Below are 17337 nucleotides of genomic sequence, written 5' to 3'. Positions count from 1 at the left end.
CACGGCAGCTGCCGCCGACGGTACGCTCGTTCCTCGCGGACCCATCCGCCGAAGTATATGCGGTGCCGACAGAGTATTGACGACACCGATTATCGAAACGAGGCCCTCGATCCGGACCAGCATTTGAGCTCCGAATGAAATCAGCGCACGCCTGATGCGCTGAGTCTTCTATCGGCATGAAAGCGAGCAGATACTGAACCACCGAGCCTTGAGATGCCGAGCCATCAATTTCCGGCGCTCTCCATCTTCCGCGTCGTCAGCACGCGCTCCAGCCAGCCGATCTCCATTTCCGGGACCGATTTCAAAAGCAGATCCGTGTAGTCATCGAAAGGCGGGGACAGCACCTTCGATTTTGGCCCGAAGCGCACGAGCTTGCCGCGATGCATGACCGCGACGCTGTCTGCGATGGCACGGACGATGGCAATGTCATGGGTGATGAAGATATAGGAGAGCTGGGCCTCCGCCTGCAGCCGCATAAGCAGCTTCAGGATGCCTTCGGCGACGAGCGGATCGAGCGCCGAGGTGGGCTCGTCGCAGAGGATGAGCTCCGGCTTGGCGGCAAGCGCCCGGGCGATGGCGACACGCTGCTTCTGGCCGCCCGAAAGCTCGGCCGGATAACGGTCGATGAAGCCGTTGCTCATCTCGATCTGCTCGAGCAGCTCCTTCACCCGCGCCGTCTTCGCCGCGCCGCGCAGGCCATAATAAAAGGAGAGGGGACGGCCGATGATATCGCGCACGGTCTGGCGCGGGTTCATGGCGGTATCGGCCATCTGGTAGATCAGCTGGATACGCCGCAGCTCGTCACGCGCACGGTTTTTCAGCGCAGGCGTCAGCGGCTTGCCAGCGAAGGAAATTCCGCCGTCGCTGGGCGGCAGCAAGCCGGTGATGACGCGGGCAAGCGTCGACTTGCCGGAACCGGATTCTCCGACGATCGCCAGTGTTTGGCCTTTCGGCACATGGAGAGAAACGTCGTGCAACACCTTGAAACCATTCGAGTATTGCGCACTGATATTTTCGACCTTCAGAAGCGTGTCGGACTGATCCTTCGCCTCTTCGCGCGCCGTCTGGCGGACATTGACAAGCGCGCGGGTATAGTCTTCCCGCGGTGCCTCGATGATCTGCTGGACAGTGCCGTATTCGACCGTCTTGCCATAGCGCAGCACCATGATGTCGTCGGAGATCTGCGCGACGACGGCAAGGTCGTGGGTGATGTAGAGCGCCGCCGTATGCGTTTCCTCTATGGCATGCTTGATCGCTGCCAGCACATCGATCTGCGTCGTCACGTCGAGCGCTGTCGTCGGCTCGTCGAAGACGATCAGCTCCGGGTTGGAACAGAGCGCCATCGCCGTCATGGCGCGCTGAAGCTGGCCGCCTGAGACCTGATGCGGGAAACGGTCGCCGAAGGTCTCCGGATTGGGCAGGCCAAGCACTTGGAACAGGTAGAGTGCGCGCTTCTTCGCTTCGTCCTTCGTCATCAGTCCATGCTTGACGGAGGCTTCGATCACCTGTTCGCCGAGCTTGTGGGCGGGGTTGAAGGCAGCCGCAGCCGACTGCGCGACGTAGCAGACGCGGGCGCCGCGGATCTTGCGGATGCCCGATTTCCCCAAGGGGAGAATATCAACGCCGTCGAGCAGTACTTGGCCGCCGGTGATCTCGGCGCCGCCACGGCCATAGGCGAGTGCCGAAAGGCCGATGGTGGATTTGCCGGCGCCGGACTCGCCGATCAGGCCGAGCACCTTACCCTTTTTCAGGTCGAAGGAGACGCGGTCGACGATGGTAACGCGCTTCGGCGGCTCGCCGGGTGGGTAGCTGGTTGCTTCGATCTTGAGATCGCGAACGGAAAGTAGCTCAGGCATCGCCACGCCCTCCCTTGAGGCTGGAGGTGCGCTTCAAGAGCCAGTCGACCACCAGATTGACACAGACTGCCAGCGCCGCAATCGCGGAGCCCGGCACGAGAGCGGCGGAAATGCCGAAGATGATGCCGTCCTTGTTATCTTTGACCATGCCGCCCCAGTCGGCCGACGGCGGCTGGATGCCGAGCCCGAGGAAGGAGAGCGTCGACAGGAAGAGGATCGAAAAGGCAAAGCGCAGGCCGAATTCCGCCAGCAAGGGCGAAAGCGTGTTCGGCAGGATCTCGCGGAAGATGATCCAGATCTTGCCTTCGCCGCGCAGCTTGGCAGCTTCGACGAATTCCATCACCGCCACATCCAGCGCCACGGCGCGGCCGAGGCGATAGACGCGGGTGGAATCGAGGATCGCCATGACCAGGATGAGCACGATCAGGTTCTGCGGCAGCACCGCCAGCACCACGAGCGCGAAGATCAGCGTCGGGATCGACATCATCAGATCGTTGAACCGCGAGAAGACCGCGTCGATCAATCCGCGCGAAACAGCGGCGGTGAAGCTGAGGATAATGCCGAGCGAGAACGAGATGATCGTTGCGGCGAGCGCTACGAACAGCGTTGTGCGGGCGCCATAGATCAGCCGCGAGAGGATGTCGCGACCGAGATTGTCGAGGCCGAAGAAATACTGCGCGTCGGCCACCTGCCAGACATTGCCGACGACTTCTGTCTCGCCATAAGGCGCGATCCAGGGAGCGAAGATGGCACAGATGAAGGCGAGCAGGATGCCTGCCATGCCGACCCAGGCGGTGATGGGGATGTCTCTCAATCTCATCGCGGATGCCTCAGTCGTGGGTTGGCAACGATCGCCAGGATATCGGCGATCATGTTGAGCAGGATGTAGACGGCGGCGAAGATCAGCCCGCAGGCCTGAACCACCGGCATGTCGCGAACGGTGACTGCATCGACCATGTACTGGCCCATGCCGGGATAGACGAAGACCACCTCGACCACGACGACGCCGACGATGAGATAGGCAAGGTTCAGTGCGACGACGTTGATGATCGGCGCCAGCGCATTGGGGGCGGCATGCTTGACGATCGAACGGAAGGCGCTGAGACCCTTCAGTTCCGCCGTTTCCATATAGGCTGACGACATCACCGAGAGGATCGCGGCCCGCGTCATACGCATCATGTGGGCGAGAACGACGAGGACTAGCGTCGCCGTCGGCAATGCGATGGCCTTCAGCCGATCGAGGAAATCCATGCCGTCATAGACGGTCGCGGGAAAGGTCGCGATTCCGAATTTCACACCGAAAAACAGAATGAGCAGATAGCCGATGAAGAACTCCGGCAACGAAATCGCCGCCAGCGAGATCACGTTGATGATCTTGTCGGGCAATCGATTTCGGAAATGCACGGCCAGCATGCCGAGCCCAACGGCGAGCGGCACGGAAATCAACGCCGCGAAGGCGGCCAGGAAGAGCGAATTGCCGAGACGCTTGCCGATCTGCTCGCTGACGGAATTTTTGCTGGCCCAGGAGGTGCCAAAATCGCCATGAACGGCGTTGCCGAGCCATTCGACATAGCGTGTCGTGATCGGCCGGTTGAGACCGAGATCGGCGCGGATGTTGGCGACCGCCTGTGGCGTCGCCGACTGGCCGAGATAGGTCGTCGCGAAATCGCCCGGCAAAGCTTCAAGGCCGCCGAAGATCAGGATCGAGACGGCAAAAAGCAGGACGAGGCTGAGCACGCAGCGCTCGACGATAAGGGACAATAGCGGGAAACGCTGTTTGAACCTCAAGCCGGGCAGCACCGTGCTGGGTGGTGGATTGGACATGATGGGTGCCTCGCGCAGAAACGTCAGGAGGACCGCGGAGGGGTTCCGCGATCCCGGTTCCGTTAGAGATGAGGGCGTTTCCGCCCAGCTTCGAGCATCAGGCGTCCAGCCAGACGCGGGTCGCGACGTAGCCGTTCGACATATCGTTGCCGATATCGTGGACGTAGCCCTTCACCTGCTTGGTGGAGGCGTTCACGAAGTCGTTGAACATCGGCAGGATAACGCCGCCTTCATCGCGCACCATCATCGCCATGGCGCGATAGAGCTCCTTGCGCTTGGTCTCGTCCAGTTCCGAACGAGCCTGAAGCAGAAGCTTGTCGAAGTCCGGGCGCAGGAAGCGTGTGTCGTTCCAGTCGGCCGTCGAGATATAGGCGGTGGAATACATCTGGTCCTGTGTCGGACGGCCGCCCCAATAGGAGGTGGAGAAGGGCTGGACGTTCCAGACGTTGGTCCAGTAGCCGTCACCCGGCTCGCGCTTGACCTCGATGTTGATGCCCGCCTTCTTGCAACTTTCCTGGTAGAGGACGGCGGCGTCGACAGCGCCGGGGAAGGCGACTTCGGAAGTGCGCAGCAGGACGGAGCCGCTGTGGCCGGACTTCTTGTAGTGGAAGGAAGCCTTGTCGGGATCGTAAGCGCGCTGCTCGATGCCTTCCGGGAAGAGGGCATAGGTGCTGTTGATCGGGAAGTCGTTGCCGACCTTGCCGTAGCCGCCGAGGATCTTCTTGACCATGGTTTCGCGGTCCATGGCGTATTTCAGCGCCAGGCGGAGGTCGTTATTGTCGAACGGTGCCGTGTTGCAATGCATGATGAACACGTAATGCCCGCGGCCGGCGGTCGCCAGGATTTCGACATTCGGCGCGCGCTTCAGCAGGTCGACGGTCTTCGGGTCGACGCGGTTGATGTAATGCACCTGGCCCGACGACAGCGCGGCGATACGTGCCGTCGCATCGTTCATGCCAATGATTTCGATAGAGTCGACATAGCCGCGATCCTTGCGCCAGTCGTCCTTGTTCTTCTCCAGTGTGGCGCGCACGCCGGCCTCAAAGGTGACGAGCTTGTAGGGGCCGGTGCCGATCGAGGCGAAGGGGTCGTCGTTGCCGCCGTTCGGCTGGATGACGAGATGATAGTCAGTCAGGAGCAACGGCATGTCGGCGTTGCCTTCGGTCAGCGTCAGGACGAGGTTGTCGCCATCGGCCTTGATTTCCTTGATCGACTTCATGACGCCGAGGGCGCCCGATTCCGACTTGCTGTCGGTATGGCGCTTCAGGGTAGCGACGACGTCGTCGATCGTCAGGTCCTTGCCATTGTGGAATTTCACGCCCTTGCGGATCTTGAAGGTCCAGGTGACGGCGTCCTTCGATGGCTCCCAGGATTCGGCAAGCGACGGCACGGCGGCGCCGGTGAGCGGGTCGGATTCGACCAGCATGTCGCCCCAGCAACGGCCGATACAGAACATGAACTGCGACAGGAATTTTGCCGGATCCTTGCTGTCGGTGGCGGCACCGCCTTCAAGGCCGAGTTTCAGATGGCCGCCATGCTTCGGCTCTGCCGCCATCGCGCTTTCGGTGAAAAGCGCGTCGGCAAGGGCCAATGTCATGCCGGCTGCCATGGCGCGTCCCATGAATTCGCGGCGGCTGAGCCCACCCGAGGTCACGCGGCTTGCGAGGTGTTTCGTATAATCGCTCATTCCCCAGTTCCTTCTTTTTGATGTGTTGATAGAATTCTCGGGCTGGGCTTCGAGAAGCGGTTTCCTCTTCCGCTTGAAGCTTGGTTGCCCGCGATCATGCAGGAAAATCACACGGTTGCTACCGTTTTCTCATTTTCCTTTCCAGATTGGGGCTCGCTTTTCCGCGAAAGCCCTTGCGCCTTCCAACTGGTCCTCGCTCGAATAGAGGGCATCGACGGTCGCAAACTGCCTTTTGGTGATTTTGTTCATGGCAGTTTGAAAGGTCGTTCCCTCGGCTTCGCGGACGATTTCCTTGATGGCGGCGTAGACGAGCGGCGGGCCGCTTTCTAAAAGGCGGGCGAGCTCCCATGCCCGATCCATCAACTTGTCCGCAGCGACGATCTCGTTGACGAAGCCCCAGCGATGCGCCTCGACGACATCGAGCCAGCGGCCGGTCAGGAGCATGTCCATTGCAATGTGATAGGGGATGCGCTTCGGCAATTTGATTGATGCGGCATCCGCGACCGTTCCCGAGCGGATTTCCGGAAGGGCGAAGGTTGCGTGTTCGACGGCGATGATCAGGTCGGTGGAAAGGGCGATCTCCAGACCGCCGCCGCAACAGATGCCATTGACGGCGCAGATCACCGGCTTGTTGAGATCGCGAAGTTCCTGCAGGCCGCCGAAACCGCCGACGCCATAGTCACCATCGACCGCATCGCCGGCAGCAGCGGCCTTCAAATCCCAACCGGCCGAAAAGAATTTTTCGCCCGCACCGGATATGATCGCCACGCGCAGTTCGGGGTCGTCGCGAAAGTCGCGGAAGATTACGCCCATCTCACGGCTGGTCGCAAGGTCGATGGCGTTCGCCTTCGGCCGGTCGATAATGACCTCCAGAATACCGTTGTCGCGTCGAACACGAATGGGGCTGTGCAACTTCCGCTACCTCCTTCGCCGGATGAGGGCGTCTGCGGCAACGACGCCACGATTGCCTGGCAAAACCATCAACGGATTAATGTCTAGTTCTTCGAGCCGCGCGGCGTGTTTTACGACATATTCTGCCGTTGATACGACGGCATCGACAACTAAATCGAGGTTGCCTCTCGCGCCGCCGCGATACCCTTCGATCAGTTTTCTGACTTTCAGTCGTGAAATGGCCTCCAGAACGTCCATTCTCGTCACTGGAAGAGCCAAAATGACGGAATCTTCAAGCAATTCAACCAGGATTCCCCCCGCACCGACCGTCAAAGCCAGTCCGAGGGCGGGGTCACGCACGGCTCCGACGATCAGCTCGACGACGGGACGTTCAATCATCCGCTCGATCAGGTAACCGGAGGCGACATGCGCCATTCCGTGAGCAGCGTTTCGTACAGCCTCCATATCCCTAAGGTTGAGAACGACAGCGCCGGCCTCCGACTTATGTTCGACGCCCAACGCTTTCAGGGCGACGGGAAAGCCGAGGCGTTCTGCCTGTTCTGCGGCCTCACCCGGACTGGCTGCTGTCGCTCCGACGGGAACGGTAAGTCCAAAGGCGGCTAGCTCCGCCTTGGCGACCGCCTCGTTCAAGGTTTCGATCTCGCCTCCGGCCAAGGCAGCATCGAGCAGTGGCAGCGGTGGCGGAGCGCGCCATGCCGCCTCGATCCGGCTCGCAATTTCGGCCGCTGCAATGGTTTCGCTGATGCCGCAAAGGGGCACGATGCCGTCTTCGATCAGCTGCAAGGCAACGGTTTCGGGCATGTTTTCCGGTAGTGTCGCGAGAACCCCGGCGCGGGCACCAGTCTGTTTCGCGGCCGCAGAGATGGCGGCAACCGTCGTCATCCAGTCCGCGCCATCGCAGCGATCGTTCCGCGGGAAATCGAGGACAATGAGATTGAGCGCGTAGCCGCCTTCGAACATGGCGGTGAAGGCTTCCGTCTGACGATCGAGATCGCCCCAGACGAAGGTGTGATAGTCGAGCGGATTCGAGAGGGTGACCATCTCGCCGAGGCTGCGCCGCAAGGCGGGCAGTTGCTCCGGCTTCAGGGCGCGGAAATCCACGGCCCGGCCGGTGGCGGCATCGGCCATCAGCGAAGCCTCGCCGCCGGAGCAGCTCATGGACGAGATCGCATTGCTTGTCAGTGGGCCGGTGACATGCAGTAGCTTCAGCGTTTCGATCATTTCCGGCAGCGTAGCGACGCGGCCGATGCCGAGACGGGCGAGAACCGCATCGGCGACGGCGTCGCTGCCGGCAAGCGAGGCCGTATGGGAAACGGCGGCGCGCTGTGCCTGTTCGGACTTGCCGACTTTCAGCGCGACAACGGGCTTGCGCAATTCACGGGCGCGCGTGGCAAGTTTTTGCAGGGCCTGGACGCTGCCGAAGCCTTCGATGTGCAGGCCGATCGCCGTGACGCGCGGGTCCTCGAGGACGGCGAGAGCCAAATCCGATAGTCCGATCTGTGCCTGATTGCCGGCCGTCATCAGATAGGCGAGCGGCAGGCCGCGCTGTTGCATGCTGAGATTGATGGCGATGTTGGAGGATTGCGTGAGAATGGCGACGCCGCTTTCCACACGTACCATTCCATGCTGGTCGGGCCAGAGCAGGGCGCCGTCCAGCCCGTTGATCACGCCATAGCAGTTCGGCCCGACGATCGGCATGTCGCCGGCCGCGTTGACCAAGGCTTCCTGCAGCTTGATACCATCAGCCAGTTCGGCAACTGCTTCGCTGAAGCCTGAGGCATAGCAGACGGCACCACCGGCGCCTCTGGCGGAAAGCGCGCGGACGATATCGACGGTCAGCAGCCGGTTGACGCCGACGAAGGCGGCATCCGGGGCTGACGGCAGTTCTTCCACCGATCGATAGCAACGGCGGCCGAGCACGCTTTCCAGCGTCGGGTGCACCGGCCAGATGTCGCCGGAAAATCCCATCCGGTCACATTGTTCGATGACCCGGCGCGCCTCGCGGCCGCCGAAGACGGCGATTGTTTGCGGTCTGATCAGGCGGTCGAGCGAGCGTTGTGTCATCCGGTCAGGCTCCGAATGGCCGCAGCAGATCGCGGCTGATGATATGCCGCTGGATTTCCGAGGTTCCGTCCCAGATGCGCTCGACGCGCGCATCGCGCCAGAAGCGGGCAAGCGGCAGATCGTCCATCAGTCCCATGCCGCCGAAGATCTGGATCGCTTCGTCGGTGACGCGGGCCAGCATTTCCGAGGCATAAAGTTTGGCCGAGGCAACCTCGCGATTGGCGGAAAGGCCCGCGTCGAGCCGCCAGGCGGCAGACAACGTCAACAGGTCGGCGGCGTCGATCTCGGTGATCATGTCGGCAAGCTTGAATGATACGCCCTGATTGGCGCCGATCGGCCGGCCGAACTGCTTGCGCTCCGCCGCATAGGGCAGAGCCAGATCGAAGACACGACGAGCCCGTCCGACGCAGGTGGCCGCGACCGTCAGGCGCGTGCCGTACAACCATTCATTGGCGATATCGAAGCCGCGATGCACGTCGCCGAGCACTTGGGATTTGGGAAGGCGGCAATCCGTGAAATTCAGAACGGAGTTGTGGTAGCCGCGATGGGATAGCGATTCATAACCTTTGAGGATCTCGAAGCCCGGCGTGCCGCGATCGACCAGAAAAGCCGTGATCTTCTTCTTGATGCCCTTCGGTGTTTCTTCCTCGCCGGTGGCAGCAAAGACGATAACGAAATCGGCGACATCGGCGTGCGAGATGAAATGCTTGGTGCCGTTGAGAATGAAGTCGCCACCATCCTGCCGCGCGGCGCATTTCATGCCGCGCATGTCCGAGCCGGCATCGGGCTCGGTAATGGCCAGCGCGTCGACCTTTTCGCCGCGCACGGCCGGCAGCAGATATTTCTCGCGCTGCTCGCCTTCGCAGGCCATCAGAATTCCGGAGGGGCGGCCGAAGAAGACGGTCAGCGCCATCGAACCGCGGCCGAGTTCGCGCTCGACGAGGGTAAAGGTAGTGTGGTCGAGCCCTGCGCCGCCGACCTCTTCGGGAAAATTGCAGGCATAGAAGCCGAGATCGATGCATTTGCGCCGGATTTCCTCTCCGAGCTCCGGCGGCACGATGCCGGTGCGATCAACCTCGTTCTCATGCGGATAGATTTCCGTCTCGACGAAGTCACGGACTGTCTTGACGATCATTTCCTGTTCTTCGTTGAGCCCGAAATTCATTTTCGCTTCCTCCTAGCGCTTTTGTCCGACATGGCGCCCAATACCGTCCGGCAGGGGCAGTTTCGCATGCGCCTCGGCGATCAGCCTTATTTTGCTCAGCACCTCCTCCGGCGCGGGAGCGGCTTTGCCTGCCTTGGCATCGACATGCAGCAGCATGTGTTCGGCGGTGGCAACAACGTCGCCCGTCGCCGTGTCGTGGACCGTGTGGAACAGATGCAGCCGCTTCTCATCGGCGGACAGGAGCTGGCAGGTCGAATGGATTGCCTGGCCGAGCTTGGCTTCGCCGATGTGACGGATATGGGTTTCGACCGTGTAGTAGCTGTGGCCACGCTCGACATAGTCAAAGTCGACGCCGATGAGGCGCAGCAGCGCATCGGAGGTATCGCCGAACACCTGCAGATAGCGATGCTCAGTCATGTGGCCGTTGTAGTCGACCCAGGCGGGGCTGACCTTGGTTTCGATGAGACGCAGCGGTCTTGCGAGGTCGTAGAGTTTTCTTTCGCCCCCGCCGGTTGCCCAAAGATTTTGCTCGAAATCCTTGAGGAGCTTGCCGGCGCCCCAGCCCTTGCCGCCATGGCTGCCCTTCAATGTCTGGAGGATGCCAACGAGATTTTCATCGCGAATACGCTCCAGTTCACGGATCGACAGGCCGGCGGCCTGCTCGTCTGACTGCTGGCCGATCTTTTCGACCAGCGCGTCGTCGAGGTCGACGACATCCATCAGCTTCGTCCAGTTCCATTGCAGTGCCGGGCCGAACTGCGCAAGGAAGTGCCGCATACCCGCTTCGCCGCCGGCGATACGGTAGGTCTGGAAGAGGCCCATTTGCGCCCAGCGCAGGCCGAAGGAATAGCGGATGACGTCATCCAGCGTTTCGACGGTGCAGATGTCGTCCTTGATCAGCCATAGCGCCTCGCGCCACAGGGCTTCCAGCAGACGATCGCCGACGAAAGCTTCGATCTCCTTGGCGATATGGACGCCCTTCATGCCGATCGGCGGCAGCCGGTCCATGGCCGCCTGGATTGTTTCCTTCGATGTCTTCTCTCCGCCGACGATTTCGACCAGCGGCAGCAGATAGACCGGATTATAGGGATGGGCCACGAAGAGGCGTTCGGGATGACGCATGTCGCGCTGTAGATCGGTCGGCAAGAGGCCGGAGGTGGAGGAGCCGATCAGCGCGTCGGGCCTTGCCGCCGTGTCGATCTGCGTCAGCACCTTGCGCTTGAGGTCAAGCCGCTCGGGAACGCTCTCCTGGATCCAGTCTGCGCCGGCGACGGCTTCTTCCAGCGTCTCGCGGAAGGTGAGCTTGCCGCGGGCGGGAAGCGGCGCGCCGGTCAGCATCGCATAGGCCTTTTCGGCATTCGCCAGCACTTCCCCGACGATGCGTGTCGCTTCGGGATGCGGGTCGAAGACATCGACATCGATGCCGGCCAAAAGAAAGCGGGCGATCCATCCGCCGCCGATGACGCCGCCGCCGATACAGGCTGCCTTGTTGATCTTGGTCATTTCGGCCTCAGCGCTTCGTCAGTTTCAGTTTCTTGCGGACATCTTCAGGGCCGATGATGCGCGCGCCCATGCCTTCGATGACCTGCACAGCCTTTTCGACGAGCTGGGCATTGGTCGCAAGTAGGCCCTTTCCGGCATAAAGATTGTCTTCAAGGCCAACGCGGACATTGCCACCGGCAAGGACGGCAGCGGCCGGATAGGCCATGGCATTGCGACCGATGGAAAAGGCCGAGAAGGTCCAGCTCGATGGAACGTTATTGACCATCGCCATAAAGGTGTTGAGGTCATCGGGCGCCCCCCAGGGGATGCCCATGCAGAGCTGGATGAGGACCGGATCCTCAATAAGACCCTCCTCGGCAAGCTGTTTGGCAAACCAGAGATGACCGGTATCGAAGGCTTCGATTTCGGGGCGGACACCGAGATCGGTCATTTTCTTCGCCATGGCCCGCAGCATCGAGGGCGTGTTGGTCATCACATAGTCGCCGAGACTAAAGTTCATCGTGCCGCAATCGAGCGTGCAGATTTCCGGCAGGCATTCGGCGACATGGCTGACGCGCTCCGTTGCGCCAGCCATGTCGGTGCCCCTGGCGTTCAACGGCAGGGGGCTTTCTACATCCCCGAAGATCAGATCGCCGCCCATGCCGGCGGTCAGGTTGAGCACCACATCGACATCGGCCGAACGGATGCGGTCGGTTACTTCCCTGTAGAGATCGTTGCGGCGGCTGGCCGCACCTGTCTCGGGATCGCGGACATGGCAATGGACGACGGCGGCGCCGGCTTTGGCGGCATCGATCGCGGATTCCGCGATCTGCTTGGGAGTGATCGGAACGTGGCTGGATTTCGAAACGGTGTCGCCGGAACCGGTGACGGCGCAGGTGATGAAGACATCGCGGTTCATCGCAAGAGGCATTTTTATTCTCCCTCGTATTGAGGGCATTACGCTGCAAGCGATGGCTTCATGCTTTGCATTTTCAGAAGCAAACGATACATTATCAGAAACACGAGAAATGCCCATGTTCACGCCATCCGATACGCCGCTCGACATCGACCTGCTGATCCTGCCGGAAACGAACCTGATCCTGATCGCCTCGGTGATCGAACCCTTGCGCGGTGCTAACCGCATCTCCGGCAGCGAACTCTATCGCTGGCGGCTGTTTACGTTGGGCGGTTCGCCGGTCGAGACGACCAGCCTCATCCCGATACCGGCATCGGGCAGCTTCCGGCCGTCAAGCGACACTGCGCCGCTCTTTGTGCTGGCGAGCTACAATTGGCGGCACAGCGCCACGCAGGCGCTGAAGATGCAATTGTCGCAGACGGCACGTTATCGCTCGATGATCGCCGGCATTGAGTCCGGTAGTTGGCTGCTGGCCGAGGCGAGCCTTCTCGACAATGTGTCGGCGGCTGTCCATTGGGAGGATTCGGAGGATTTCGCGCTGGCCTATCCGCAGGTGCGCGCCGTCAAGGACCGTTTCGTCATCGACGGCAAGCGCATCACCACGGCCGGCTCGATGCCGACGATCGACCTGATGCTGGAAATCATCAGGCGGCGGCAAGGCTATTCGCTGGCGCTCGAAGTGAGCCGGCTTTTCATCTATGAGCCATCAAGCGTCTATGGCGCCGTGGAGCTTTCACCATCGACCGCGGGCTTGCGTCTGCGCGATCCGCGCGTCGCCCAGGCCGTGCGGCTGATGGAGGATAATATCGAGCAGCCGCTGGTCCTGACGCGTCTGGCGCGGCGCATCGGGGTTAGCGCCCGTCATCTCCAGGCTCTGTTTCAGGACGACTTCGGCGCGCCGCCGCATGTGCATTACCTGGCGCTCCGGCTCAACGCGGCGCGCCGAAAGGTGATCGAGACGAAGGAGTCGTTTGCGGAGATCGCCGCGGCGACAGGCTTCAATTCGGCTTCGGCCTTTTCCCGCAGCTATCGTGCCAGTTTCTCGGAAAGTCCGTCGGGTACGCGGCGGCGCTTGCGCGGGCGCTCTACGGCTGCAATAGCGCCGACATAGGCTGGAAAGCTTCGCGCACCATCTCCGCCAGCTCCCGGATCGCCTCGCTCGAATGATAGGGGTTGCGGCGAAGCACGACGCGAGAGGAATCGACCGGCGGAAATCCATCGTCGCTGGTCAGTTCCCGGCAGCCATGCGGAATGTTGCTTCGCGAGAGCGTCGTGACGGCAAGGCCGGCGGAAACGGCATTCTTCAGGCCGGAACTTGTATCGGCGACGAAGGCGATGCGGTAGCGCCGCCCCTGCTGCTCCAGAGACCGCAAGGCAAAGTCTCGGCACCACGTCGAGTCGCGATAGATCGCGATGGGCAGCGGCGTCGCCTCATGCAGCCGGTGCACCAGCGATGTGACCCAGACCGTCGGGTCGATGCAGAGCACCTCGCCGGTGGTCTGATCGCTCCAGTCGAAGACGACGGCCAGATCGAGTTCGTCTTTCTCCAGGGCGGCGAGATTGTGTTTAGTATAGTCGCAGGTAACGGTGACTTCGACGGCGGGGTGCCGAATAGCGAAGGCAGCAAGCGCCGCCGGCAGAATGGTCTGGCTGTATTCCTCCGGAATGCCGATCCGGACCGGGCCGTCCAGTGGCTTGGTGCGGATGGTGGCTGCCGCCTCGGTCAGCAGTTCAATCACACGTTGTGCATAGGGAAGCAACTGATTGCCGGCCCGGGTCAGTGCAACGCCACGCGCGCTTCTGTCGAACAGTGCTTTACCAACGATTTCCTCAAGGCGCTTGATCTGCGCACTGACGGCCGATTGCGTGCGGCCGATACGCTGGGCGGCAGCGGAAAAATTCGACGTCTCGGTGATGACGAGAAACGTCCGGAGCAAATCGCTTTCGATGGGTTCGCGCATGATGGCTCACAAATTTTTCTGATGGCTACTATCTCTACTATTCGTTTGTCTGATGTCAAATATCGGCGCAGACAGGGTCACCAATTCAGGTGCTGCATTTCCGAGATTCGATAGATGACCATTCAGATTCCTGCCCGAACCTTCTCCTCAAGCGAGTATGAGAAGGGTATCATTCTTGTGGCCGTGGCAACGCTTGCCTGGAGCTGCAGCGGTATCTATGCGCGGCTTCTGACAACCGACATATGGACGGCGATCGCCTGGCGATCGCTATTCGGCGGCATATTCTTGCTGATCCCGAGCTTCTTCCTTGAGGGCGGGTTTTCGCGGCGCCAATGGAGTTCGATCTTTCATCCCGCCGGATTGGCGATGATTGCCTGCCAGACCATCAGTCAGGCCTGCTTTATCGGTGCGCTCTACATGACCACGGTCGCAAACGTGACCATGATCTATGCAACGGCGCCGTTCATCGCCGCCTTTCTCAGCTGGACGATGCTGAAGGAGCGGGTGGCGAAGCGGACGTTGATTGCCGGCGGCGTCTGTCTCGTCGGGGTGGCGGTTATCGTCGCTTCCTCGATTGGGGGCGGCACCGGCGTCGGCGATCTCCTGGCACTCGGCATGACGGTCACCTTCGCTCTCATCATCGTCATCCCACGCATCGACCGTAGCGTGCCGATCCTGCCGTCCAGCGTCGTCAGCGGGTTCCTGACATTCGTGCTCTTCCTGCCCTTCGCCTCGACAGTCTCGCTCGACACCTATAATTGGCTGCTGCTGGCCGCATTTGGAGCGACGAATTTCGCGCTCGCCTTCGTCCTTTTCCTTTTCGGGTCAAGGCGAATGCCGGCGGCCGATGCGGCTCTCGTCGGCTCGATGGAGATCGTGCTTACCCCCTTCTGGGTCTGGCTCTTCTTTTCCGAGAGGCCGCCGATGGCAACGTTCATGGGTGGTGCGATCATCCTTGCGACGATCGTGTGGCATACCGCTGTCGATCTTCGGCATGGCCGCCATGCCCAGAACTAGACCGTCGTAGGGGGCCGTTCTTTTCCCGAGAAGATGGCAGGCTTTCGCCTCACGTCACAGTCGATCGTGGTGCCGCCACCGAACCGCGCCGGATCAGGCTGGTCTCGACGATCGTGCGCTCCGCTGGTTGCTCCTTGCCGTTCAGCCGCGAAATGAGCCTTTCGGCGGCTTTCTTCCCCATCTCATAAACCGGCTGATCGACGACGGTGATCGGCGGAGCGGTAACCGTGGTCCAGTCCGCATCGAGGAAGGAAATCATCGATATGTCCCTGGGGATGGAAAGGTTCAGGGACTGTAGAGAACGGAATACCCTGAGCCCGACGAGGCTATCGGACGCCACCAAAGCCGTCGACGGATTTTCTTCCGCCAGCAAGCGTTTCACGACTGCATCCGTCCGCTGCTGATCCGTGGCGCCAAGCCTGACGTAGTGCTCCGGGTCCTTCAACCCGGCGTCGATCTGTGCGCTCAAGAAGCCCTCCACGCGCTCGCGCACTGCGGAGTTGGATATCTGCCGGCTGTCCGTGAACGGATCCCATCCGGTGTCCATGGCGGATATATAGGCGATGCGGCGATGTCCTGCCTCGAGCAGATAGCGCGTTGCGTTCATGGCGGCGTCGCGGTCGTCGCCGGTCACGGAGTCGACCCCAAGCTCCGGAATGCTTCTATCGAAGAGGACGAGCGGCACGCCGACGCGGCGAATATCCTGCAGATGCTCCATCCGGTCGCATCTGGCCGGCGTGACGATCAGGCCGTCGACGCGCTTGCCGATAAGCAGGTCTACCGCCGATTTCTCGGCATCGAGTTCTTCGCCTGAATTGGCGATGATGACGTTGAAGCCCGCCACGCGCGCAGCGTCACTGATGCCCCGGACCGCGAGGCTGAAGAAAGCGTTCTCGATATCGCCGACGATGACACCGATGATGCCGGATTTCCCCGTCGTCATGCTGCGTGCGAGTTCGTTCGGTCGGTATTCCAGTTCTGTTGCCGCAGCCATTACTTGAGCGCGAACCTTGTCGCTGACCACGCCATAGCCGCCGAGAACACGGGCCGCCGTGGCCTTCGAAACCTTGGCCGCTTTTGCGACGTCGGCGACGGTGACGGAACGTTTGACAGGGCTAAGGTTTTCCATAGGGCGAGGGTTACAAGAGTTGTTGACGGAAGGTCAATCTCAAGTTAACAAATATCCATTGAGACCGGTCTCTTTGTAAGAGATACCGGTCTCTTGTGCAAATCCTTCCTTCGGCGATACGCGACGAAGGAGCGGATGGTCACGCATAAAAATGCCGATAAGAGCACCCTTCAGAGCGGAGAATGAACATGAGCAAATCTGGCATATTCGCAGCCGCCATCGCTCCCTTGCGAGCTGGCGTCCTGGCCTATCTTCTTGCAGCCGGCATCGGGTCCGCATCCGCAGCCGACAATCCCTATAATCTGATCGATCCGCAGACCATCAGCGTCGGCACGATGGGCGATGCAAAGCCCTACACCTTTGCTACCGCCGACGGCCAATTCACCGGCTTCGATATCGAACTCTTCCTGAATGTCGTATCGCGCATGGGTTTTGCGAAGGACAAGGTGACCTTCACCGGTCAGGAATTCTCGGCCTTGATGCCGTCCGTCGCCAATGAGCGCTTCGACGTGGCGGTCGCCGCAATCGGAACGACCGAGGCACGCAAGAAGACGGTCGATTTTTCCGACGGTTATCTCGCCGGCTATCTCTCCGTCCTGACGCCGGAAGCGAGCATCAAGGATGCCGATACGCTGAAGGGCAAGCGCCTCGGCGTGGTGCAGGGCACCTTGCAGGAAATCTACGCCACCAAGAATTTTGCTGGAGCCGATCTCGTAAAATTCCCCGACAATAATTCGGCGGTGGCAGCGCTCAACAATGGCACGATCGATGCTCATTTCCTCGACTACGAAGCGGCCAAGCAATATGGCGAGCGTTATCCATCGCTGAAGATTGCGGTCAATATCCCGTCCTTCGATGCGCCGGCCGGTTTCGTGATCAGAAAGGGCAATGATGCCTTCCGCACCGCGCTGAACAAAGCGCTTCATGAGGCGATGCAGGACGGCACCTGGAAGACGCTTTATGAGAAGTGGTTTCCGGGCTCGCCAATGCCGGACCAATATCTACCCAAGAAGTGAAACTTCGAGCCGCCCGCGCTTGCCGGGCGGCTCCTTCATGGCATTGCTGATGTTTATCCGAACGGATGCGTCGGTATGGCCCGCAAGAATTCATGGGGAATGGAATGGATTGGCTTGAAAATCTCCGCCGCAGCTTCCTGGACTGGGATGCTATGGCGGAAGTGCTGCCGAGCATGATCACCGTCGGCCTGAAGAACACGCTGATCCTGGCTGCCGCCTCGACGGTGCTCGGCGTCATCATCGGGATGGTGCTGGCCGTCATGGGCATCTCGCAGTCACGCTGGCTGCGCCTGCTGAACCGTGGTGCA

The 17337-nt window shown here is 60.9% G+C and carries 14 protein-coding genes and 1 pseudogene; 4 read left to right on the top strand and 11 right to left on the bottom strand.

Features of this window, described 5'->3' with window-relative positions; genetic code table 11:
- Positions 1-224: 224 nt before the first annotated feature.
- The 9 genes from PMI03_RS15585 to PMI03_RS15545 form a co-directional block, all read right to left on the bottom strand.
- Entirely contained in the window at positions 225-1856 is a 1632-nt protein-coding gene (locus PMI03_RS15585) for an ABC transporter ATP-binding protein (RefSeq protein ID WP_007694891.1), read from the bottom strand.
- Positions 1849-2676 carry an ABC transporter permease gene (locus PMI03_RS15580; protein ID WP_007694889.1) on the bottom strand — a complete coding sequence of 276 codons (828 nt, stop codon included), beginning with the start codon at positions 2674-2676 and terminating at the stop codon, positions 1849-1851. Before PMI03_RS15580 ends, PMI03_RS15585 begins: the two co-directional genes overlap by 8 nt.
- A complete protein-coding gene (locus PMI03_RS15575) occupies positions 2673-3680 on the bottom strand; it encodes an ABC transporter permease (protein WP_007694887.1) in 1008 nt (335 codons plus the stop codon). The genes PMI03_RS15580 and PMI03_RS15575 overlap by 4 nt, the downstream gene beginning before the upstream one ends.
- A gap of 97 nt (positions 3681-3777) precedes the next feature.
- Complete coding sequence (locus tag PMI03_RS15570; protein WP_007694885.1) at positions 3778-5367, bottom strand: ABC transporter substrate-binding protein; 1590 nt, start codon at positions 5365-5367, stop codon at positions 3778-3780.
- 129 nt (positions 5368-5496) lie between these two features.
- Positions 5497-6279 (bottom strand): carnitinyl-CoA dehydratase, encoded by a 783-nt coding sequence (locus PMI03_RS15565; protein ID WP_007694883.1) that lies wholly within the window; start codon positions 6277-6279, stop codon positions 5497-5499.
- Between the two features lie 6 nt (positions 6280-6285).
- Positions 6286-8343, bottom strand: coding sequence for an acetate--CoA ligase family protein (locus PMI03_RS15560; RefSeq protein WP_007694881.1), 2058 nt, complete (start codon positions 8341-8343; stop codon positions 6286-6288).
- Between the two features lie 4 nt (positions 8344-8347).
- Positions 8348-9508 (bottom strand): acyl-CoA dehydrogenase family protein, encoded by a 1161-nt coding sequence (locus tag PMI03_RS15555; RefSeq protein WP_007694879.1) that lies wholly within the window; start codon positions 9506-9508, stop codon positions 8348-8350.
- A 12-nt stretch (positions 9509-9520) separates the two neighbouring features.
- Entirely contained in the window at positions 9521-11011 is a 1491-nt protein-coding gene (locus PMI03_RS15550) for a carnitine 3-dehydrogenase (RefSeq protein ID WP_007694877.1), read from the bottom strand.
- Positions 11012-11018: 7 nt separating this feature from the next.
- Positions 11019-11921 (bottom strand): 3-keto-5-aminohexanoate cleavage protein, encoded by a 903-nt coding sequence (locus PMI03_RS15545; protein WP_007694872.1) that lies wholly within the window; start codon positions 11919-11921, stop codon positions 11019-11021.
- 103 nt (positions 11922-12024) lie between these two features.
- Between PMI03_RS15545 and PMI03_RS15540 the strand changes: the two genes are divergently transcribed.
- A complete protein-coding gene (locus PMI03_RS15540; protein ID WP_007694869.1) occupies positions 12025-13017 on the top strand; it encodes a GlxA family transcriptional regulator in 993 nt (330 codons plus the stop codon).
- On the opposite strand, the gene PMI03_RS15535 is transcribed toward PMI03_RS15540, so the two are convergent.
- Positions 12992-13867, bottom strand: a complete 876-nt coding sequence (locus tag PMI03_RS15535; protein WP_007694867.1) for a LysR substrate-binding domain-containing protein — start codon at positions 13865-13867, stop codon at positions 12992-12994. The genes PMI03_RS15540 and PMI03_RS15535 overlap by 26 nt on opposite strands.
- Positions 13868-13981: 114 nt before the next feature.
- Here PMI03_RS15535 and PMI03_RS15530 point away from each other — a divergent pair, with 114 nt between their 5' ends.
- Positions 13982-14884 carry a DMT family transporter gene (locus tag PMI03_RS15530; RefSeq protein WP_007694865.1) on the top strand — a complete coding sequence of 301 codons (903 nt, stop codon included), beginning with the start codon at positions 13982-13984 and terminating at the stop codon, positions 14882-14884.
- A 49-nt stretch (positions 14885-14933) separates the two neighbouring features.
- Here the strand turns inward: PMI03_RS15530 and PMI03_RS15525 are convergent, their stop codons facing one another.
- Complete coding sequence (locus tag PMI03_RS15525) at positions 14934-16013, bottom strand: LacI family DNA-binding transcriptional regulator (protein WP_007694863.1); 1080 nt, start codon at positions 16011-16013, stop codon at positions 14934-14936.
- 188 nt (positions 16014-16201) lie between these two features.
- Between PMI03_RS15525 and PMI03_RS15520 the strand changes: the two genes are divergently transcribed.
- On the top strand, positions 16202-17029 hold the full coding sequence (locus PMI03_RS15520) for an ABC transporter substrate-binding protein (protein ID WP_007694861.1): 828 nt from the start codon (positions 16202-16204) through the stop codon (positions 17027-17029).
- 104 nt (positions 17030-17133) lie between these two features.
- Positions 17134-17337: pseudogene (locus PMI03_RS15515) on the top strand (amino acid ABC transporter ATP-binding protein); the annotation flags it as partial.

The sequence above is a fragment of the Rhizobium sp. AP16 genome, from assembly GCF_000281735.1.
Classification (GTDB): domain Bacteria; phylum Pseudomonadota; class Alphaproteobacteria; order Rhizobiales; family Rhizobiaceae; genus Rhizobium; species Rhizobium rhizogenes.
This window is presented reverse-complemented; position numbering and strand designations above follow the sequence as displayed.